Genomic DNA, 21,333 nt, shown 5'->3' on the forward strand with positions numbered 1-21,333 from the left:
GGAAGGGCGATCGATCGAATCAGTTGGCCTGACCCCAGGCGGCGAAGGCGTCGGCGAAGGCGGTGTCGCCGGCGCCGGACTTCTCGAGCGTCAGGATGCCGCGTCGGCCGTTTTCGTAGAGGATCGGGACGTCGATCCAGCCGCGCTCCTTGATGAGCTTGAAGTTGCGCTCGCGGTCGGTCTCCGCCGCGCCCAGCGCGATCCAGAAGAAGTTGTCGGCGACCTTGGCCGACGCCGCGATCAGCGGATCGCCGCGCGACTGCTCGGTCGCCTTCATGATCATGCCCGGCACGCCGGTGACGGCCTTGCCGTCGAAGTCCGGCGGCAGCTGGAACTTGATCTCGACGAGATGGCTCGCCGGGAAGGACGTGTCGGCGTTGGGGCGCATCGACAGGTTCACGACCATCTTGCGGTCGGGGATCTCGGCGCGCACCCGCAGCAGTACGGCGTCGCGGCCGCCGGTCGGGTCGGGCACCACCTGCCACACCACCTTGCCGGGCGAGATGATCGCCTGGGCGCCGGCCTTGCCCTCCTCGTAGAGGATGGCCTTCTGGGCGACCAACGGCACGGCCTGTTTCGGCACGGCGGCGTCGATGGGGCGGGAGCCGTCGGCGCTCTGCAACTGCGGCGAGGCGGTGATGGTCTGGGTCGGCACGGGTTTGGCCGGCCCGTTCTTGCCGGCGTCGTCGGAGGCGATGCGATCGGTGACCTTCGGCGTCAGCTTCTCGCCGCCGCGCGAGGCCATGTCGACGACCTTCTCGCCGCGGCCGCCGAAGAAGCCGGAAATCGCCTCGCGCTGCGACCACAGCGCGACGATACCGATGACGAAGACGATGATCGCGGCGCCGAGACCGATCACCACCGGCAGGCGCGAGGGGCCGCGTTCGCCGTTGACCGCCTCGTTGCGCCGGCGTCGGCGCTCGGCCGTCTCGCGGCGGCGCGGCGGCTCGGCGTTCTCGCGGCCGAAGCTCGGCAGCCCGGTCTCGGCGAGAGCGTCGCGGGCCTGACGGCCGAGTTCCTTGGTCGCAGAGCCGAGCTGGCCGGCCTCGTCGACCACGGTGCGCAACGCCGCGGTGGGCGCCGTCGGGCCGGAGACATGGGGCGGCGTCTCGCGCGAGGGCGCGTCGTCGACGACCGGCGGACGGGCGGACATCTCGTGCGTCGCCTCGGCATGGCCGGCCGGCATCCCGGCATGGGGCTGCGGCGCCGGCTGCGGCGCGACGGGGGTATCGGGCGGCAGCACCGGCGGCACCGGCGGCGTCGGCTTCAGCAGACCCTTGGCGGCCTCCGATTCGACCTTGCGGATGGCTTCTTCGAGCTGGAGGCGCTGCTGGGTGATCTCGGAAGGCGTGAGCGGCGGATCGAAGGCCTTGAGCTGGTTGACCAGCGCGGAACGGGCCTTCTCGTAGACCGCGCGGCGAGCCTCGCCGTTCGCGGACGGAAGGGACGAGATCGCCCGCTTCAGGATCGCATGATAGTCAGCCATTCAGAGCCTTCCGAGAATCCGCCGAGGGGCTCGCCGCGAGACCCCCCCGGAAACGCCCCGTCCGCCGTCGCCCCCGTTCCCGAGAGTTCCGGCGAGAGCCTACTCCAACCACGACGCGAAACGAACAGGGCCGGCCTGCTCGTTTCGCGAGATTTCAGTTCCGGTTCAGTCCCGGAACGGGTCCTGCACCAGGATCGTGTCCTCGCGCTCGGGCGAGGTCGACAGCATCGCTACCGGCGCGCCGATCAACTCCTCGATGCGACGGACGTACTTGACCGCCTGCGCCGGCAGATCGGCCCAGGAGCGGGCGCCCTGGGTCGAACCCTTCCAGCCTTCGATGGTCTCCCACACCGGCACGACACGGGCCTGTTCGGCCTGGCTCGCCGGCAGGTGGTCGAGCTCGCGACCGTCGAGCAGATACTTCACGCAGACCTTGATCTCGTCGAAGCCGTCGAGCACGTCGAGCTTGGTCAGCGCGATGCCGTCGATGCCCGAGACCTGCACGGTCTGGCGTACCAGCACCGCGTCGAACCAGCCGCAGCGACGCTTGCGCCCGGTGACGGTGCCGAACTCGTGGCCGCGCTCGCCGATCTTCTCGCCGACCGCGTCCTTGAGCTCGGTCGGGAAGGGACCTTCGCCGACGCGGGTCGTATAGGCCTTGGTGATGCCGAGGACGTAGCCGACGGCGCCCGGTCCGAGGCCCGAGCCGGTGGCGGCCTGGCCGGAGACGGTGTTCGACGAGGTCACATAAGGATAGGTGCCGTGGTCGATGTCGAGCATGGCGCCCTGAGCGCCCTCGAACAGGATGCGCGCACCGGCACGGCGGCGCTCGTCGAGCAGGCGCCAGGTGACGTCCATGTAGGGCAGCACCGCGTCGGTGATCGAGGTCAGTTCCTCGAGCAGCGTCGCCGGCGCCACCTCGGGCTGGCCGAGACCACGACGCAGCGCGTTGTGATGGGCGAGCAGGCGGTCGATCTTCGACGGCAGCGAAGCGGGTTCGCCGAGATCCATCAGACGGATGGCGCGACGGCCGACCTTGTCCTCGTAGGCCGGGCCGATGCCGCGGCCGGTGGTGCCGATCTTGGTGCCGTTGGCCGACGCCGTCGCCTCGCGCAGCTGGTCGAGCTCGCGGTGGACCGACAGGATCAGCGTCACGTTCTCGGCGATGCGCAGGTTCTCCGGCGAGATCTTCACGCCCTGGGCGGAGATGCGGCCGACCTCGGCGATGAAGGCATGCGGATCGAAGACCACGCCGTTGCCGATGACGCCGAGCTTGCCCGGACGCACGACGCCGGAGGGGAGCAGCGAGAGCTTGTAGGAGACCTCGTCGATGACCAGCGTATGGCCGGCGTTGTGTCCGCCCTGGAAGCGGACCACCACGTCCGCGCGCTCGGAAAGCCAGTCGACGATCTTGCCCTTACCCTCGTCGCCCCACTGCGACCCGACGACAACCACGTTGGCCATTGCGCCCTTTCCCCTGCCGGCGGGAGCCGGCATGATCCAAACTCTGCACCGACCTCGGCCGGCATGTTCCAACACTCGCACCGGCAGCGACCGGTGTGATCCGTCGTCTCCGTCGGCTGCGGCCGACGACGCGCGACGACGCCTCGCCCCCGCCTTTCCGCCTCGTGATCGGGCACGAAAGAAGGGGGGAAGCGATCGAACCGATCCGCCTTTTCGCCCGCGCGACGCGACCGGGCCGGCGACGGCGCGCGGACTATAGCGACAAACGCCAGCCCGCGCGACCCTCCCCTTGTCGGGGTGAGCACGAAGGCTCGTCCACCTGCGACGGCGGGTCGCAAGCCTCGGGGGTTTCCACTACGGGTTTTCGCTGGAGAACCTTCTCGCCGAAAGATCCTCTTAACCCGGTGACGCTAGCGTCAGGCCTACGGCCACACAACGACGTGTCGGTCGAGGCTCGGCACCGTTCGGAGAACGGCCGCAGGGTTGCGAACGAGGAAGTCATGCGAATCGTCCTGGCAGAACCCAGCCGCATCGGACAGCGTCTGATGACGAAGATGCTCGCCGACGGCGGGCACGAGGTTCTCGCGTTCGGCGACGGCCACGCGGTCCTCGACTGCCTGCGCACCGACGAGAGCGTCGACGTGCTGATGACCTCCTTCGAGATCCCCGGCATCTCCGGTCTCGAACTGTGTTGGGAAGCGCGCCTCATCGCCAATTCCCACCGCCCGATCCACGTCATCGCCATGTCGTCGACCCACGACCGCGACCGCCTGATCGAGGCGCTCGATTCCGGCGCCGACGACTTCGTCACCAAGCCGCCGGTCCCGGCCGAGCTCTTCGCCCGTCTGCGCGCCGCCGAACGCGCCACCCGCGCCGCCCGCGAACTGCTGCGCATGGCGACGCTCGACGCGCTGACCGAGCTGCCCAACCGTCGTGCCTTCTTCGATCGTGCCGGCGAGGCGACCCGCCGCGGCGGCTCGGAGCAGCCGGTCTCGGTGCTGATGCTCGACATCGACCACTTCAAGCGGGTCAACGACACCTTCGGCCACGATGCCGGCGACGAGGTGCTGCGCGCCGTCGCCGAGGTGCTGCGGTCGCGCCCCGGCCTCGCCGCGCGGCTCGGCGGCGAGGAATTCGCCGTGCTGCTCGAGGGATGGGACCTGCTCGACGCCTATCAGGAGGCCGAACGGCTGCGGCAGCTGGTGCTCCAGCGGCCGATCGCGGTCTGCGGTCAGGTGATCCCGGTCACGGTTTCGATCGGCGTCGCCGAACACGGTCAGGGCCAGACGGTCGACCAGTTGCTGAAACAGTCCGACGTCGCGCTCTACGCCGCCAAGACCGGCGGCCGCAACCGCGTCGTCGCCGCCCAGACCACGGGCTCGGGCGAGGACGCGGTGCCGCATGCCTGCGAGGCGGTACTCCATCCCGAGACGATCTATCTCGCCTGCTGAGGTCGCGGCGCGGCGGCCGGGAGCCGTCGCATGCCTTGTCCGCACGCCGCCGCTTTACATTCGCGCGCCGCTCGGCTTCCCTTCGCCTCCCTCGAGCTGCGGTGAACCGATCCCGTGCGTGCCTCTCCTTCCGCCCTGTGGGCGAGCCCCTATGCCCTGCTGACGCTCGCCTCGCTGCAGTGGGCGGCCAACACCGTGGCCGGACGCCTCGCGGTCGGTCACGTCACGCCGATGCTGCTCGTCTCGCTGCGCTGGGGCATCGTGCTCGTGGTGCTGACGGTCGTCCACGGCCGGGCGATCACGCCCGACCTGCCGGCGCTGAAGGCCAAGCCCTGGCTGCTGACGCTGCTCGGGCTGACCGGCTACACCGCCTTCACCGCCTTCTTCTATGCCGCCGCCCACCACACCTCGGGCGCCAACATGTCGATCGTCCAGGGCGCGATGCCGGCCTTCGTCTTCTCGCTCGCCTTCCTGGTGCGCGGGCGGAAGATCACGCTGGCGCAGGGGCTCGGCATGGCGCTCGGCGTCGCCGGCGTGGCGATCGTGGCGACTCGGGCCGACTGGGAGGTCGCCCGCACGCTCGCCTTCAACCTCGGCGACCTCTTCATGGTCGGTGCGACGATCTCCTACGCGATCTACACCGTCGGCCTCGAGGATCGGCCGCGGGTCGCCTCGCTGTCGCTCTTCACCGCGCTGGTCGCGGTGGCGCTCGTCACCTCGCTGCCGCTGACGATCGCCGAGGCCGCGACCTCCGGCACCTTCTGGCCGACGCCGGAGGGCTGGATCATCACCATCCTGGTGTCGATCTTCCCGTCGTTCCTGGCGCAGGTCTTCTACATCCGCGGCGTCGAACTGATCGGGCCGGGGCGGGCGGGCATCTTCGTCAACCTGATCCCGATCTTCGGGGCGTCGATGGCGGTCGTCTTCCTCGGCGAGCCCTTCGGCTGGTATCAGGCCGCCGGCCTCACTCTGGTGATGGCCGGCATCGTTCTGGCGCAGCGGCGCTGACGTCGAAAAACGGGTGGCGCGGTCGGCCGCGCCGTCCCATTCATGCCCCTCGACCAACGAGACTCGGAGCCGACATGCCCGTCGCCGCCTGGGGAATGCTCCTCGTCCTGTCCACCCTGTGGGGCGGGTCCTTCCTGTTCAACCGCGTCGCGGTCGCCGAGATCGCGACCCTCGACATCGTCGCCGGCCGTGTCTTCCTCGCCGCGATCGTGCTCTTCGTCGCGGCGCGGGCGACCGGTGTGACGCTGCCGCGCGACCGAGCCTCCTGGCGCGACTACGCCGTGATGGGCGTGCTCAACACGATCGTCCCCTTCTGCCTCATCGTCTGGGGCCAGAAGACGATCGGCGCCGGCCTCGCCTCGATCCTCAACGCCACCACGCCGATCTTCGGGGTGATCGTCGCCCATCTCTTCACCGCCGACGACAAGGCGCCGCCGGCGAAGTTCGTCGGCATCGCCGTCGCCTTCCTCGGGGTGGTGGTGCTGGTCGGCGTCGATGCGCTGGCCGGTCTCGCCGATCACCTCGCCGCCGAACTCGCCTGCCTCGGCGCGGCGCTCTCCTACGGCGTCGCAGCGCTCTGGAGCCGGCGCTTCCGCGGGCATCCGCCGATCGCCACGGCGCTCGGCCAGTTCACGGCGTCGAGCGTGGTCTTGGTGCCGGTCGCGCTGATCGTCTCGCCGCCGTGGGCGGCGGCGGTGCCGAGCGCGGCGGCGATGACTTGCGTCGTCGCGCTGGCGATCCTGTCGACGGCGGTCGCCTACATCCTGTTCTTCCGCCTGACGACGCTGGTCGGCCCGACCAACACGACGCTCGTCACCTTCCTGATCCCACCGAGCGCCATCTTCCTCGGCTTCGCCGTGCTGGGCGAAAGACTGGCGCCGCAACACGTCGCCGGCGTCGTGCTGATCGGCGCCGGCCTCGCGGCGATCGACGGGCGGCTGCCGCGGCGGTTGGGCCTGATCAGATGAGAAACGGCGGTGGGATCGCTCCCGCCGCCGTTTCGATTCTCGCGCGTGTCCGTCTCAGAAGGTCAGGCGCTTGGAATGCACCACGCCCTCGAGCGCGCCGACGCGGGTGATCAGCTCGTTCGACACCGGGCCGTCGACGGCGATCAGGCAGATCGCGTCCTCGCCCGCCGCCTTGCGGCCGAGGGCAAAGGTGGCGATGTTGGCGCCGACCTCGCCCATCAGCGTGCCGAGGCGGCCGATGAAGCCCGGCTTGTCCTTGTTGGTGACGTAGAGCATCGACGGGGCGAACTCGGCGTCCATCTGGATGCCCTTGATCTCGACGATGCGCGGCTTGCCGTCGGCGAAGACGGTGCCGGCGACCGAACGCTCCTGGCCTTCGGTCTTCACCACGAGGCGGATCAGGCTGTCGAAGGTGCCGGCCGAATCGCGGCGGACGTCCTCGACGGCGATGCCGCGTTCCTTGGCCATGACCGGGGCCGAAACCATGTTGACGGCGTCGAGCTGCGGCTTGAGCAGACCGGCGATCGCCGCCGCACCCAGCGCGCGGGTGTTCATGCCCGACACTTCACCTTCGTACTCGATGCGCACGCCGGCGATGCCGGCCTCCGTCAACTGGCCGGCGAAGGAGCCGAGCATCTCGGCGAGCCGCACGAAGGGCGTCAGCTTCGGCGCTTCTTCCGCCGAGACCGACGGCATGTTGAGCGCGTTGGTGACGGCGCCGGTGAGCAGATAGTCCGACAGCTGTTCGGCGACCTGCAGGGCGACGTTCTCCTGGGCTTCCGAGGTCGAGGCGCCGAGATGCGGCGTGCAGACGACGCTCGGGTGGCCGAAGAGCACGTTGCTGGTCGCCGGTTCCTCGACGAAGACGTCGAAGCCGGCACCCGCCACGTGACCCGAATCGAGGGCCGCGCGCAGTGCCGCCTCGTCGACCAGGCCGCCGCGGGCGCAGTTGATGACGCGGACGCCCTTCTTGCACTTGGCGAGGTTCTCGGCCGAGAGCACGTTGCGGGTCTTCTCGGTCAGCGGCGTGTGCAGCGTGATGAAGTCGGCGCGCTTCAGCAGGTCTTCGAGCTCGACCTTCTCGACGCCGATGTCGGCCGCGCGTTCCGGCGACAGGAAGGGATCGAAGGCGATCACCTTCATGCGCAGGCCCTGGGCACGGTCGGCGACGATGGCGCCGATGTTGCCGCAGCCGATGATGCCGAGCGTCTTGCCGGTGATCTCGACGCCCATGAAGCGGTTCTTCTCCCACTTGCCGGCCTGGGTGGAGGCATCGGCGGCGGGGATCTCACGGGCGACGGCGAACATCAGCGCGATGGCGTGTTCGGCGGTGGTGATCGAGTTGCCGAAGGGGGTGTTCTCGACGATCACGCCCTTGGCGGAAGCGGCGGGGATGTCGACGTTGTCGACGCCGATGCCGGCGCGGCCGATGACCTTCAGCCGGGTCGCCTTCTCGAGCAGCTTGGCGGTGACCTTGGTGGCGGAGCGGATGGCGAGGCCGTCGTAGTCGCCGATGACCTCGGCGAGCTTGTCCTTGTCCTTGCCGAGGGACGGCAGGTAATCGACCTCGATGCCGCGATCCTTGAAGATCTGGACGGCGGCGGAAGACATGCTGTCGGAGATGAGTACGCGCGGAGCCATGGGAGCATACCTCGTGAGATTACGAGATCATCGCCTGAAGAGCCTGCTCAGGAGAGATCGCTTTTTGCTGACATAGAATGGCGGCACTGAGCCGAAGGCGATGACGGACTTGGCGGTGTCGCGAATGGTGAAGTCGATCATCCGTTCGGGACGCGCCAGTTGGAGCAATGGTGCTGCCAGCGCCTCGCGGTCGGCCTTGGCCAGATCGGCGACGACGACTTCCACCAGAAGGTTGGGTGCCTGCCCTCCGATCGAGACTATCGACAGATAGGCAGACGAGACATCGTCGAAGCGAGAGAAGTGCGCCGTCAGAGCCATGCGAATATCGGTCGTGTTCTGCGCGGGTACGCCCACGAGAACGCGACTTCCTTCGGGCACGACAACGGCCTTCATGGCTGGAACAGCTCCCGCCAGAAGGGCTTCCGCTTCCGCCGGAAGGAAGTGCTTGCCATATTCGGCATACGGATTGAGCACGAAGCCCATTCCGGGGTATCGGCGAAACACCGCTTCGATCGTGTCGGACGTCGCGACGTGAGTGTCTCGGGTGAAATCCCAGATCCGCCCAGGCGAGGTGAACATCGGCACGCAGGCAACGCCTTCGACGTTCGCCATCCGCATGTTCATGGTCACTCCCTCGGGAAGGACCCCACCCTGTTCGGGATCGAGACCAGCGAGCAACTGCATCCCGCGTTCGTCGGGAAACAGCGCCAGATGGACCGTCTCCTTCAGAAGCGAGCCGACGAAGGCGCGACGGGAGGCGGGCTGTAAGGCCGCCTCCACCAATCGCCGTTCGAAGTCGTTTTCAGGTTCGAACATCGCTTGCCCCTTCCCGTTCTAGAGGTGGGGGTCGGCTTTCATCGGCAGGGATTGCTTCGTCGCGATCAGAGCTTGGCCTTTTCCTCGGCCAGGGCCCAGTCGAGCCACTCGGTCAGGGCCGCCACGTCGGAAGCCTCGACGGTGGCGCCGCACCAGATGCGCAGGCCGGCAGGCGCGTCGCGATAGGCGCCGATGTCGTAGGCGACGCCTTCCTTGTCGAGCGTCGCGACGATCGCCTTGGCGACCTTGGCGACCACCTCGTCGCCCTTGGCGACCACTTGCGGATCGACGATCGACAGGCACACCGAGGTGTTCGACCGCGTCGCTTCGACCTTCGGCAGGAAGGCGAAGGACTTGGACGCCGCCACCCAGTCGGCGATGACCTTGGTGTTGGCGTCGGCGCGGGCGATCAGGCCCTTCAGCGAACCGACCGACTGCGCCCACTTCAGCGCGTCGACATAGTCCTCGACCGCCAACATGGAGGGCGTGTTGATGGTCTCGCCGACGAAGATGCCGTCGATCAGCTTGCCGCCCTTGGTCATGCGGAAGATCTTGGGCAGCGGCCAGGCCGGCTTGTAGCTCTCGAGCCGCTCCACCGCGCGCGGGGAGAGGATCAGCATGCCGTGCGCCGCTTCGCCGCCCAGCACCTTCTGCCAGGAGAAGGTGACGACGTCGAGCTTGGCCCAGTCGAGGTCCTGCGCGAAGGCGGCCGAGGTCGCGTCGCAGATGGTGATGCCTTCACGGTCGGCGGCGATCCAGTCGGCGTTCGGCACGCGGACGCCGGAGGTGGTGCCGTTCCAGGTGAAGACCACGTCGCGGGTCTTGGTGTCGACGGCCGAGAGGTCCGGCAGCTCGCCGTAGGCCGACTTGAAGACGCGCACGTCCTCGAGCTTCAGCTGCTTGGCGACGTCGGTGACCCAACCCTCGCCGAAGCTCTCCCAGGCGAGCATGTCGATGCCGCGGGCGCCGAGGGCGGACCACATGATCATTTCGACGGCGCCGGTATCGGACGCCGGCACGATGCCGATCTTGTAGTCGGCGGGGACGCCGAGCACTTCGCGGGTCAGGTCGATGGCGAGCTGGAGGCGGGCCTTGCCGGGCTTGGCGCGATGCGAGCGACCGACGAGGGCGCCGGAGAGAGCATCGAGAGACCAACCGGGGCGCTTGGCACAGGGGCCGGAAGAGAAGTTCGGGCAGGCGGGCTTGGTGGCCGGGCGAGCAATCGTCATTGATTCCATCCTTTCAGATGGGCGCCCCTCGGTGGGGAGGGGTGTCCCGCCGTCGCCGATAGCGGTTTCCTGCTCGGGAAGCAAACGAATCCGTCGCTGCACCGCGGGAGCATTCGTCGCACGCGGAATCCCTTACCCGGAACGTCGAAGGGCGCGACGATCGCTCGTCGCGCCCTCCGAAGGGATCGGATCGGACCGGATCAGTACTTGGCGATGACCGGGGCCGAGTAGTGCTGGCGCGGCGCCGGGGCATCGAACATCCACCGCGCACCGACGTGCAGCGAGTGGTTCTGGATGCGCTTCAGTTCGATCGACTCCGGCAGACAGCCCGAGGTGTTGCAGTTCGAGTTGCCGACGCTCGCGACCTTGCCGAGGTCCTTGTAGGAGTAGCCGACGTCGAGCTTCAGGTTCGGCGACAGATCGTAGGCGAAGCCGGCATGCAGCGCCCAGGCCGGGCTCCACTTCGAACCGCCCGGGATGACGCCGAAGTTGGTACCCGACGACGAGCCGTTCCACGAGGCGTACTCGTAGATGTTCGACATGTGGTTGTAGGCCACGCCGGCGCCGGCGCCGACATAGGGCGTGAAGCCGGAATAGGTGCCGAGTTCGGCATAGACGTTGGCCAGCAGCACGGCCGAGGTGACGTCGCCGCTGTACTGGTTGGTGTTGTTGGTCGGCGCGAGCGCAGTGCCGCCGGTGTAGGTGGCGGTGGCCTTCATCGCGCGGGTCGAGATGAACTCGCCGGTCAGATCGCCACGCAGATATTCGTTGAACTGATAGCCGATGCCCATGCCGATCGACGGCGCGGTCCACAGCTTGTCGGAGACGATCGACTTCGGAATACCCGGCTCGTATTCGGAGAAGCCGGCCTTGTTGTCGATCACGACGCCGATGTCGCCGCGCAGATACCAGCCGCTGGCGGTCGACGCCGGCTCGGCCATGGAGGGAACCACGGTCGGTCCGCGCAGCGGCGACGCCATGTCGGCCGCCTGGGCGGCTGCGGCGAGCCCGAAGAAGGCCGTACCGGCCAGAAGAGACGTCATGATCTTGGTCATCGGAACATTCCTGCCGTTTTCGGAGGCTCGCACGGCGAACCGACCCGCTGTCTCGATCGAGCCGATTTCAGCACGCACTTGGTTAATGAAGCGTTTAGTCCCGACAGTGTTCGGCATGTCGTGTTCACCATGTTTCTCGTTGTCGTCGCCCGACATCTGTCGATCGTCGCGGAAGGCCGCATCCGAGCCGATGTTCGACGACGAGACGAAGTCCCCGATTTACGCGATTTTCGCCGAAGAGAGCCGAAACCCGCCCGACGCGCGCAGCGAACTACCGTCGCGTCTCGACGGCGGTTCTGGAGTAGAAACGTCGACAATTTCTTAACCGTGTCGGTTAACCACGGAAAACATGATTGACGAAGACTGAACGCAATCGTTCGAACACGAAAAAGCCCCCCGTGGCGACACGGGGGGCGAAGGCGCGATCGCGCCTCTTCGGCGATACTCGGAAGAAGAATGCAATCTCAGGCGGCGACGCGTCCGAGAGCGTCGACGATGTCGTCGACCACCGCGCCGAGCAGCGAGGCGTCGTCGGCTTCGCCCATCACGCGGATCAGCGGCTCGGTGCCGGAGGGGCGGATCACCAGGCGTCCGCAACCGGAGAGGCGCGCCTCGGCGTCGCGGATGACCTGCTTGACGGAGGCGTCCTCGAGCGGCTTGCCGCCCTTGAAGCGGACGTTCTTGAGGATCTGCGGCACCGGATCGAAGCGATGGCAGATCTCGGAGACCGGCCGGCCGCGCCGCTGCACGACACCGAGGATCTGCAGCGCGGCGATCAGGCCGTCGCCGGTGGTGGAGTGGTCGGAGAGCACGATGTGGCCCGACTGCTCGCCGCCGACGTTGTAGCCGCCCGCCCGCATCGCCTCGACGACGTAGCGGTCGCCGACGCCGGTGCGCACCAGTTCGAGGCCGAGGCCGCCGAGGTGGCGCTCGAGCCCGAGGTTGGACATGACGGTGGCGACGATGCCCTTGCGGGCGAGGAGGCCTTCCTCGGCCCAGCTCTCGGCGATCACCGCCATCAGCTGGTCGCCGTCGACGATCTGGCCCAGCTCGTCGACGATGATGACGCGGTCGGCGTCGCCGTCCAGGGCGATGCCGATGTCGGCGCGCACCTCGTGGACCTTCTTCTGCAGGAGGCCCGGCGCGGTCGAGCCGCAGCCGTCGTTGATGTTGCGGCCGTCGGGCTCGACGCCGATCTTGAAGACCTCGGCGCCGAGTTCCCACAGCGCGTCCGGGGCCACCCGATAGGCGGCGCCGTGGCCGCAGTCGATGACGACGCGCAGGCCGGCGAGCGACTGGTTGCGCGGCAGGGTGCGCTTGGCGAACTCGATGTAACGGTCCTGCACGCCGTCGATGCGCTTGGCGCGGCCGAGGTCGGCGGAGGCGGCGAGCCGCCCGGTCAGGTCCTCGTCGAGCAGCGCCTCGATCTCGGCCTCGATCTCGTCGGAGAGCTTGTAGCCGTCCGGTCCGAAGATCTTGATGCCGTTGTCCTGATAGGGATTGTGCGAGGCCGAGATCATGACGCCGAAGTCGCAGCGCAGCGAACGCGTCAGCATGGCGACGCCGGGCGTCGGGATCGGGCCGGTCATGAAGACGTCGACGCCGACCGCGGTGAAGCCGGCGACCATCGCCGTCTCGATCATGTAGCCCGACAGGCGCGTGTCCTTGCCGATCACCACGCGGTGGCGATGCGTCCCCTTGCGGAACGACAGACCCACCGCCATCGCCACCTTCATGGCGAGTTCCGGCGTGATCGGCCAGGCATTCGCGCGACCGCGGATGCCGTCGGTGCCGAAGAATTTGCGCGCCATCGTCGAAGTCTCTCTCTCGCGCGGGGACGCCTCTGCGCTCCCGCCTCATCGATGAAGGGCCTCCTATAGCACCGATCGCGGCGAGACGAAAAACCCGTCGCGCACCCCGCCCGACGATCGTCGGGCAGGGTGAACGACGGGCGGATCACCGGTCGGGCTGCGCTCAGGCGTGGTCGACGGCCTTGGCGGCCTCCGCCGCATCGGCGAGCGCGTCGCCCTTGCCGAGCCCGTTGAAGAAGGCGTTGAGCGCCACCGCGGCGATCGAGGCGAGCAGGATGCCCGACTCGAGCAGCGGCGACATCGCCTTCGGCATGTGCTCGAAGAACTTCGGTGCCACCAGCGGGATCATGCCGAAGCCGATCGAAATGGCGACGACGAGGAGGTTGTTCTTCGCCGCCTTGAAGTCGACCGCCGAGAGGATGCGGATGCCGGTCGCAGCCACCATGCCGAACATGCAGAGGCCGGCGCCGCCGAGCACGAACTGCGGCACCGCCTCGACCAGCGCCGAGAGCTTGGGCAGGAGGCCGAGCGCCAGCATGATGAAGCCGCCGGTCACCGCCACCCAACGCGACTTGACGCCGGTGACGCCGACGAGGCCGACGTTCTGCGAGAAGGACGTGTAGGGGAAGGTGTTGAAGAGGCCGCCGATCAGCGTGCCGAGACCGTCGGCGCGCAGGCCCGCGGTCAGCCGCTTCTCGTCGATCTTCGCGCCGGTCATCTCGCCGAGTGCCAGGAACATGCCGGTCGATTCGATCATGACGACGACCATCACCAGACACATGGTGAGGATCGCGAAGAGATCGAACTTCGGCACGCCGAACTGGAAGGGCACCACCACCCCGAACCAGGCGGCGGAGGCGACCTTGTCGAAGCTCATCAGTCCGGTCGCCGCCGCGACCAAGCAGCCGACGACGATGCCGACCAGCACCGCGACGTTGGCGACGAAGCCCTTGCCCCATTTCGACAGGCTCAGGATGACGAGGAGCACGAAGAGGGCGATGCCGAGGAAGCGCAGATCGCCGAAGGCCGGGTTGCCGATGCCGCCACCGGCCCAGTTGACGCCCACCCGCATCAGCGAGATGCCGATCACCGTGATGATCGTGCCGGTGACGACCGGCGGAAAGAGCGGCAACAACCTGCTCACGAAAGGTGCAACCAGCACGCCGAACAGGCCGGCCGCGATCACCGCGCCGTAGACGCCGAGCAGTCCCAGCTCCGGGTTGGTGCCGATGGCGATCATCGGTCCGACCGAGGCGAAGGTCACGCCCATCATCACCGGCAGGCGGATGCCGACGCCCGGGAGGCCCCAGGCCTGGATCAGCGTGGCGATGCCGCCGGCGAAGAGATCGGCGCCGATCAGCGCGGCGACCTGCTCCGGCGGCAGTTTCAGCGCCCGTCCGACGATCAGCGGCACCGCGACGGCACCGGCGTACATCACCAGGACATGTTGCAGACCGAGTGCACCGAGGCGTAGCGCCGGAAGACGTTCGTCGACCGGCTCGACCTTGTCCGACATGCGGGATCCCTCCGAACAGGACGCGCCCGCCCCCCACGGGCCCGGCGCCTCGTCGAAGGCCTCGCAAGTCCCGGGCCAGATCGTATACAGCGGCGAGCGCGTCGCGCGCGCCCACCCGTCGCGGGGCCGGAAACGACGAAGCCCGCCGGGGGGGCGGGCTTCGCGTGTCTTCGGGAACGGCGCTCCGATCAGCTCGGTTGCGGCATCGGGTCGGTGCCCGGCTCACCGCCCTTGGCGTCGCGGCCGGCGGTCGGCGGCACGGACGAGGTGCGCGGCGCGTTGGTCGTGGTGGTGCCGTCGCGGCTCGGCGGCTTGCCGTCGAGCAGGTCCTTGATCTCGTCGCCGGTCAGCGTCTCGTATTCGAGCAGCGCCTCGGCGAGACGGATATGGGCGTCGTGCTTCTCGGTGAGGATGCGCTTGGCCTCCTCGTAGGCTTCCTCGATCAGTCGGCGGACCTCGCGGTCGATCTTCTGGGCGGTCGCCTCCGAGACGTTCTGCTGGCGGCCCATCGACATGCCGAGGAAGACCTCGTCCTGGTTCTCGCCGTAGGCGACGAGGCCGAGCTCGTCGGAGAAGCCCATGCGGGTGACCATGGCGCGGGCCATCTTGGTGGCCTGATCGATGTCGCCGACGGCGCCGGAGGTGATGTTCTCCTTGCCGAAGGCCAGTTCCTCCGCCACGCGGCCGCCCATGGCGACGGCGAGGTGCGAGGTGTACTCCTTGTACTTCATCGAATAGCGGTCGCCCTCGGGCAGGAACTTGACCATGCCGAGCGCGCGGCCGCGCGGGATGATCGTCGCCTTGTGGACGGGGAGCCCCGCCGGAACCGTCAGGCCGACGATGGCGTGGCCGGCCTCGTGATAGGCGGTCAGCTTCTTCTCTTCCTCGCTCATGGCCATCGACTTGCGCTCGGCGCCCATCATGACCTTGTCCTTGGCGTCCTCGAACTCGGCCATGGTGACGAGGCGCTTGTTGCGCCGCGCCGCGAGCAGCGCCGCCTCGTTGACGAGGTTCATCAGGTCGGCGCCGGAGAAGCCGGGCGTGCCGCGGGCGAGGATGCGCAGGTCGACGTCCGGCGCCATCGGCACCTTGCGGACATGGACCTTGAGGATCTTCTCGCGGCCGTTGACGTCCGGGTTCGGCACGGTGATCTGGCGATCGAAGCGGCCGGGACGCAGCAGCGCCGGGTCGAGCACGTCGGGCCGGTTGGTGGCCGCGATGATGATGATGCCTTCGTTCTGTTCGAAGCCGTCCATCTCGACGAGCAGCTGATTCAGCGTCTGCTCGCGCTCGTCGTTGCCGCCGCCGAGACCGGCGCCGCGGTGACGACCGACCGCGTCGATCTCGTCGATGAAGATGATGCAGGGCGCGTTCTTCTTGGCCTGCTCGAACATGTCGCGGACGCGGGATGCGCCGACGCCGACGAACATCTCGACGAAGTCGGAGCCCGAGATGGTGAAGAAGGGCACGTTGGCCTCACCGGCCACGGCGCGCGCGGTCAGCGTCTTGCCGGTGCCCGGAGGGCCGACCAGCAGCACGCCACGCGGGATGCGACCGCCCAGCCGCTGGAACTTCTGCGGATCGCGCAGGAATTCGACGATCTCCTGGAGATCCTCCTTGGCTTCGTCGATACCGGCGACGTCCTCGAAGGTGATGCGGCCGTGCGCCTCGGTCAGCAGCTTGGCCTTGGACTTGCCGAAGCCCATCGCCTTGCCGCCGGCCCCGCCCTGCATCTGCCGCATGACGAAGAGCCAGATGGCGATGATGACGATCATCGGCATCCACGAGATCAGCGCGCCGAGGAGGCTGAAGTTCTCGCCCGCCGGCCGCGCGACGATGGCGACGTCCTTCTTGCGCAGTTCGTCGACCAGATTGGCGCCGGGCGGCGCATAGGTCTGGAACGTGCCCTGCGCGCGATAGGAGCCGGCGATCTGCTGGTCGGTGATCGTGACCTGCTTGACCTTGCCGCTCTCGACGTCGTCGAGGAACTGCGAGAACGCAATCTCGTTCGAGCCGCCGCCGCGACCGGGATTCTGGAAGAGCTGGAAGAGCGCGATCACCAGAAGACCGACGATCACCCAAATGGCGAAATTCCTGAGATTCGCGTTCATCGAAGATCCTGTTCCCGCATCCGCGCGATCGGCAGACGCCGTCCGATCCCTTGTACTGCGGGTGAAGATAGGTCTCCCCCCCGCGAATGCCAAGACGACGGCCCGAAAGTGGGACCGAGCCATGACGAATTCGTTACCGGTCGGTCTCCGCGAGCCGCGGCGGTCGGGCCCGGACCGAGAGTTCGGCGGGAAGGTCGTCGACGCCGGGAAGCAACGCCGGGGCGCTCGCCGCACGCAGCACGACGATGCCGCAGAGGAGCGCCGCCGAGGGCGCCGGATCGCCGACGACGTCCGGCGAGAGGCGCCCCGAAGCGCGCAGGGCGCGACGTTCGGTCTCGCCGAGCGGGCCGATCGCGACCGCCGGTCCGTCGCCTCGAGCCCGTTCGAAGAGCCAGCCGCCGTATCGCCGGCGCATGCCGGGCGCGAGCGCGATCGATTCGGCGCGTCCCGCCTCGGGCGCGAACCACAGAGATCCCCGCCGCCGTTCGACCCTGACGCCGCCGAGGGTGCGCACGACCCTACCGCTCGCGCCCGTCAGCGCCGCGTCGATCGCCTCGACCGCGTCGAGCCGTGGCCCATGGACCGCGTCGCCGAAGAGGCCGATCAGGCGGGAGAGGAGACGCAGGCGGATCTCCGCCCGTTCGGCCGCGACGGTGTCCGCGTCGATCCGGGCGAAGCCGAGCGGATGGACGGTCCCGGCGCGGGCGAAGAGCGCGTCGACCGCCGCCTCGATCGCCTCCGACGCCCGCGCCATCGCCGCGGCGGTGGCGACGAGCCTGTCGCGGGAGAGCCCGTGTGCGGCGAAGAGATCGGCCGCCAGTCTCAGCCGCGCCCTCTCGTGGCGGGGATCGCGGTTGGAGGGGTCTTCGACCGCCGTGATGCCGCGCGCCGCCAGCGTCGCGGCGAGGCGGGCGCGGGGGAGGTCGAGGAAGGGGCGGAAGAGCAGCAGGCCGTCGACCTCGCGCATCCGCGCCATGGCCGAGAGGCCGCGCACGCCGGAGCCGCGGGCGAGGCGAGAGAGGAAGGTCTCGGCCTGATCGTCGGCCTGATGGGCGAGGATCACCGTGTCGAGCCCGTCGCGGACGGCTTCGGCGAAGATCAGGCGTCGCCGTGCGGCGCGGGCCTCGGCCTGGAGATTGGCGGTGGGCTTCGGGCCGGTCCAATGGAGAACGCGGTGGTCGAGGCCACGGGCGGCGGCCTCGGCGCCGACGAAGTCGGCTTCGGCGCGGGCCTCGGGGCGCAGGCCGTGATCGACGGTCAGGACGACGGCGCGCGGCAGGTCGGGATCGAGGGTGCGGGCGTCGGCCCACAGATGCATCAGTGCGAGCGAATCGGGGCCGCCGGAGACGGCCAGCGCGACGCCCCGACGTCCCTTCGACGGCGCGAAGGCGGCGAGCGCCTCGACCGGAGAGACGGGGCCGTCGTCAGCACTTGCCACGGGCCTTCTCGGTCGCGGCGCGATCGCGAACCGCCTTCGAGGCCTTGGGATATTTGGCGAGCAGTTCGTCCCAGGAGGCGCAGGCGGCCTTCTTCTCGCCGAGCCCGTTGAGGGCGAGGCCGAGCTTCAACAGACTGTCGGGCGCCTTCGCCCCGTCGGGAAACTGGGTGTAGCTCTTGAGGAAACTGTCGGCCGCCTCCTTGTAGCGGGCACGCGCGTAATAGCTCTCGCCGAGCCAGAACTGCGCCGCGCCGAGCCGCTTGTCGGTCGGGTGGTTGCCCATGAAGGTCTTGAAGCTCTGTTCGGCGAGATCGTATTCGCCGTTCAGGATGTAGCCGTAGGCGGCGTCGTATTCGTCGCGCGGGCTCGCCGTCGGGGCGACGGCGGCATAGCGCGGGTCGACGCCCGGCACCGGCTGGCTCTCGGCCGGCTTCGGCCGCGCCGTCGCACCGAGTTCCATCGGCGCGGCGGAGCCGATCAGGCCGCCGATCGGATCGCTCGACGACAGATTGCCGAGGTTCGCCGGCGGGGTGCCGCGATTGCCGACCTGCGGCTGGGCCGCCGGGGGCGTGGCGACGGGCACCGGCGCCGCGGCGAGTGCCGGGCCGCCGGCGTCCGGCGCCTCCGACTTCTTCTGCGGTGCGGACGCCTTGGCCCGTCCACCATTCTCGAGCTCCTGCAGGCGGAACTCCATGTCCTTCTGCTGCCGGGCCATCTGGTCCTGCAACTGGCGGATCTGGAAGGTCAGCTGCTCGATCTGGCCGTTGAGGCCGCGCATCTGGCCTTCGAGCTGGTTGATGCGGACCGACATGTCGGCCACCTGGCCGTCGTCGCCACCGCCGTTGCGGCTGTTGCCGCCGCCGAAGAACCCCTGCGCCGAGGCCGTCGCGCTCGCACCGAGCATCAGCGCCAGGCCGACGGCCAGCGTCGCGGCGATGCCTCGCAGCCGACGGGCGAGAGCCCCGATCGTGACTTCACTCCGTTGCGTCATGGAGACGCCGCTCCTTCCCCTCGTGTCCGCCGACCGCGCCGATCGCGACCGATCGGCCTCGATCTAGCATGGCGCGCGCGGTTCGGCCAAAATTTGTCGTCGTCACGGCAATTCGAAGGGCGAGAACGACGAACGGCGGCCCCAGGGCAGGGGCCGCCGTCGTCGTCATGCCGATCGGGCGTCGAAACGCGCCGCTTCGATCACTGCGCGCCGCCGAGCACGGTCACGGCGCGGCGGTTCTGGTTCCAGCAGTTCTCGGCGTCGCAGACCGCCACCGGGCGTTCCTTGCCGTAGGAGATGGTCTTGAGGCGGGTCGAGGCGACGCCGCGGGCCATCAGGTAGTCGCGGGTGACGGCGGCACGGCGGGCGCCGAGCGCGATGTTGTACTCGCGGGTGCCGCGCTCGTCGGCGTGACCTTCGACGGTCACGGCATAGCGCGGATACTTGGCCAGCCACACCGCCTGACGGTCGAGCGTCGAGCGCGCCTCGGTGGTGAGATCGGTCGAATCGACGGTGAAGAAGACACGGTCGCCGACGTTGACGACGAAGTCCTGCTGCGAACCCGGCGTCGCGGCACCACCGGCGCCCAGACCGCCGGCACCGTCACCGGCATTGTCCTGCTGGCTCGCGCAGGCGGCGAGCGTCAGCGAGGTGGCGATGACCGCCGCAAACTTGAAACCGCGCGTCAGCGCGATGGAGGTGAACATCACAAAACTCCTTCGGAACACCCCGAGTGACCTGCCGGTAACCTTGACGGCCCGTGGTTAAATCGAGGTTCAGGAACGTGGTGAACGAATTCTTTTCGACCGATTTTCGAAAGGACTCGTTCTTCAAAACTCGACGGGACCGAATTCACCCCCGGCGCGTGGCCAAATGGTGTCCGGCACGCGGCGCGGGCGCGGCGGGGACCGTCGCCGCGCCAATGTTGCCGAATTGCATCACTTCAGCAGCGGCGACCACGCCGGGTCGGAGGCGCCGGCGGGCGTGCGGACCTGGGTCAGCACGTGGCCGGTGACGTCGGCGAGCCAGAGCACCGGGTCGCCGCCCTCTTCCTTGAAGAACATCACGTAGCGGCCGTTCGGCGCGAAGGTCGGGCCTTCGGCGTGGAAGCCTTCGGTGAGGATGCGCTCGCCCGAGCCGTCCGGCTTCATGACGCCGATCTTGAAGCCCGAACCGTCCTGCTTGGTGAAGGCGATGAACGGGTTGTCGGGATCGGGCGACCACACCGGCGTGGCGTAGCGGCCGGAGCCGAAGGAGATGCGCTTGGCCGGGCCGCCCGACGCGCTCATCACGTAGAGCTGCTGGGTGCCGCCGCGATCGCTCTCGAAGACGATCTGCGAACCGTCCGGGGAGAAGGAGGGGTGGGTGTCGATCGCCGCGCCGTCGGAGAGCTGGCGCACGCCGCCGCCGCCGAGCGCCATGGCGAAGATGTTGGCGTTGCCTTCCTTCTGCATCGAGAAGACGAGCGTGTTGCCGTCCGGCGAGAAGCGCGGCGAGAAGGTCATGTTGGGGAAGTCGCCGACGAGCTGGCGGGCGCCGGAGGCGACGTTGAGCACGAAGACCTTCGGCTCGCCCTGGCCGTAGGCCATGTAGGCGACCTGCTGCGACGACGGGGAGAAGCGCGGCGTCAGCACCAGTTCCTGACCGCGGGTGAGGTAGCGCACGTTGGCGCCGTCCCAGTCCATGATCGCGAGCTTCTTCACCCGGTTCGACTTCGGCCCCGATTCGTCGACGAAGACGACGCGGCTGTCGAAGAAGCCCTTGAAGCCGGTCAGCGAGGAATAGGCCGCGTCCGCCGCGATGTGGGCGAGGCGGCGGATGTTGTCGCCCGAGGTGCCGACCTGGGTGCCGACCACCTGCGAGCCGCCGAACACGTCCCAGACGCGGATCTGCGCCACGACCTGACCGCCCTGGCGCGACACCGTGCCGGCGATCACCGCCTGGGCGCCGATGCCCTTCCAGTTGTTGAAGTTGGGCGTCACGTCGGCGCCGACCGTCTTCTCCAGATAGGAGTTCGGATCGAGGACGTTGAAGTAGCCCGACGTCTTCATGTCGGAGGCGACGATCTGCGAGATCTGTTGGGCGAGCGCCGGATCGCCGCCGAACTGCGGCACCGCGATCGGCATCGGCTGGAAACTGCCGCCGGGGGTGACCGTGATGCGCAGCTGCGCCTCGGCCGGTGCCGTGGCGAGCGAGAGCGCGCCCGCGGCGGTCGCCAGAGCGAGTGTCGCCGCGGCGAGAACACGCCGCAGCGCGCCGCCGCGACGAAGCCGCGGCGCGGCCGTGGCCTCGCTCGCGGAGCGGATCGGGTTCGGTGTCGTCGTCATCGTCGTCCTCGTCGCTGGGGG

The 21,333-nt window shown here is 68.7% G+C and carries 16 protein-coding genes; 3 read left to right on the top strand and 13 right to left on the bottom strand.

What is annotated here, in order from left to right:
* Nucleotides 1–19: 19 nt before the first annotated feature.
* Nucleotides 20–1,486, bottom strand: coding sequence for a hypothetical protein (locus tag ACT53U_RS12080; RefSeq protein WP_476155397.1), 1,467 nt, complete (start codon nt 1,484–1,486; stop codon nt 20–22).
* A 165-nt stretch (nt 1,487–1,651) separates the two neighbouring features.
* On the bottom strand, nt 1,652–2,950 hold the full coding sequence (locus ACT53U_RS12085) for an adenylosuccinate synthase (protein WP_476155398.1): 1,299 nt from the start codon (nt 2,948–2,950) through the stop codon (nt 1,652–1,654).
* A gap of 500 nt (nt 2,951–3,450) precedes the next feature.
* Between ACT53U_RS12085 and ACT53U_RS12090 the strand changes: the two genes are divergently transcribed.
* From ACT53U_RS12090 to ACT53U_RS12100, 3 genes are all read left to right on the top strand, one after another.
* Nucleotides 3,451–4,401, top strand: coding sequence for a GGDEF domain-containing response regulator (locus ACT53U_RS12090; protein WP_476155399.1), 951 nt, complete (start codon nt 3,451–3,453; stop codon nt 4,399–4,401).
* A gap of 114 nt (nt 4,402–4,515) precedes the next feature.
* Complete coding sequence (locus ACT53U_RS12095) at nt 4,516–5,409, top strand: DMT family transporter (protein ID WP_476155401.1); 894 nt, start codon at nt 4,516–4,518, stop codon at nt 5,407–5,409.
* A gap of 74 nt (nt 5,410–5,483) precedes the next feature.
* The gene (locus ACT53U_RS12100; protein ID WP_476155402.1) at nt 5,484–6,377 is read left to right on the top strand and encodes a DMT family transporter; all 894 of its coding nucleotides are present in this window, start codon (nt 5,484–5,486) and stop codon (nt 6,375–6,377) included.
* A 54-nt stretch (nt 6,378–6,431) separates the two neighbouring features.
* Here the strand turns inward: ACT53U_RS12100 and serA are convergent, their stop codons facing one another.
* The 11 genes from serA to tolB all read right to left on the bottom strand — a co-directional run bounded on the left by serA (nt 6,432) and on the right by tolB (nt 21,312).
* Nucleotides 6,432–8,018 (bottom strand): phosphoglycerate dehydrogenase, encoded by a 1,587-nt coding sequence (gene serA / locus ACT53U_RS12105; RefSeq protein WP_476155403.1) that lies wholly within the window; start codon nt 8,016–8,018, stop codon nt 6,432–6,434.
* Between the two features lie 27 nt (nt 8,019–8,045).
* Nucleotides 8,046–8,834, bottom strand: coding sequence for an enhanced serine sensitivity protein SseB C-terminal domain-containing protein (locus tag ACT53U_RS12110; RefSeq protein ID WP_476155405.1), 789 nt, complete (start codon nt 8,832–8,834; stop codon nt 8,046–8,048).
* Between the two features lie 65 nt (nt 8,835–8,899).
* Nucleotides 8,900–10,063: a phosphoserine transaminase gene (locus ACT53U_RS12115; protein WP_476155407.1), complete on the bottom strand. Its 1,164-nt coding sequence runs from the start codon at nt 10,061–10,063 to the stop codon at nt 8,900–8,902.
* A 200-nt stretch (nt 10,064–10,263) separates the two neighbouring features.
* Nucleotides 10,264–11,118: an outer membrane protein gene (locus ACT53U_RS12120; protein ID WP_476155409.1), complete on the bottom strand. Its 855-nt coding sequence runs from the start codon at nt 11,116–11,118 to the stop codon at nt 10,264–10,266.
* 464 nt (nt 11,119–11,582) lie between these two features.
* Nucleotides 11,583–12,929 (bottom strand): phosphoglucosamine mutase, encoded by a 1,347-nt coding sequence (gene glmM, locus ACT53U_RS12125; RefSeq protein WP_476155411.1) that lies wholly within the window; start codon nt 12,927–12,929, stop codon nt 11,583–11,585.
* Nucleotides 12,930–13,092: 163 nt separating this feature from the next.
* The gene (locus ACT53U_RS12130; RefSeq protein WP_476155413.1) at nt 13,093–14,445 is read right to left on the bottom strand and encodes a nucleobase:cation symporter-2 family protein; all 1,353 of its coding nucleotides are present in this window, start codon (nt 14,443–14,445) and stop codon (nt 13,093–13,095) included.
* Nucleotides 14,446–14,633: 188 nt separating this feature from the next.
* On the bottom strand, nt 14,634–16,556 hold the full coding sequence (gene ftsH, locus ACT53U_RS12135; RefSeq protein WP_476155415.1) for an ATP-dependent zinc metalloprotease FtsH: 1,923 nt from the start codon (nt 16,554–16,556) through the stop codon (nt 14,634–14,636).
* Between the two features lie 133 nt (nt 16,557–16,689).
* Nucleotides 16,690–17,994: a tRNA lysidine(34) synthetase TilS gene (tilS, locus tag ACT53U_RS12140; RefSeq protein WP_476155417.1), complete on the bottom strand. Its 1,305-nt coding sequence runs from the start codon at nt 17,992–17,994 to the stop codon at nt 16,690–16,692.
* Nucleotides 17,981–18,985, bottom strand: coding sequence for a tol-pal system protein YbgF (gene ybgF / locus ACT53U_RS12145; RefSeq protein WP_476155418.1), 1,005 nt, complete (start codon nt 18,983–18,985; stop codon nt 17,981–17,983). Before ybgF ends, tilS begins: the two co-directional genes overlap by 14 nt.
* A gap of 200 nt (nt 18,986–19,185) precedes the next feature.
* Nucleotides 19,186–19,692 carry a peptidoglycan-associated lipoprotein Pal gene (pal, locus tag ACT53U_RS12150; protein WP_476139244.1) on the bottom strand — a complete coding sequence of 169 codons (507 nt, stop codon included), beginning with the start codon at nt 19,690–19,692 and terminating at the stop codon, nt 19,186–19,188.
* Nucleotides 19,693–19,923: 231 nt separating this feature from the next.
* Complete coding sequence (tolB, locus tag ACT53U_RS12155) at nt 19,924–21,312, bottom strand: Tol-Pal system beta propeller repeat protein TolB (protein ID WP_476155420.1); 1,389 nt, start codon at nt 21,310–21,312, stop codon at nt 19,924–19,926.
* Nucleotides 21,313–21,333: the final 21 nt, after the last annotated feature.

The organism is Pinisolibacter sp. DMC19 (assembly GCF_056313985.1).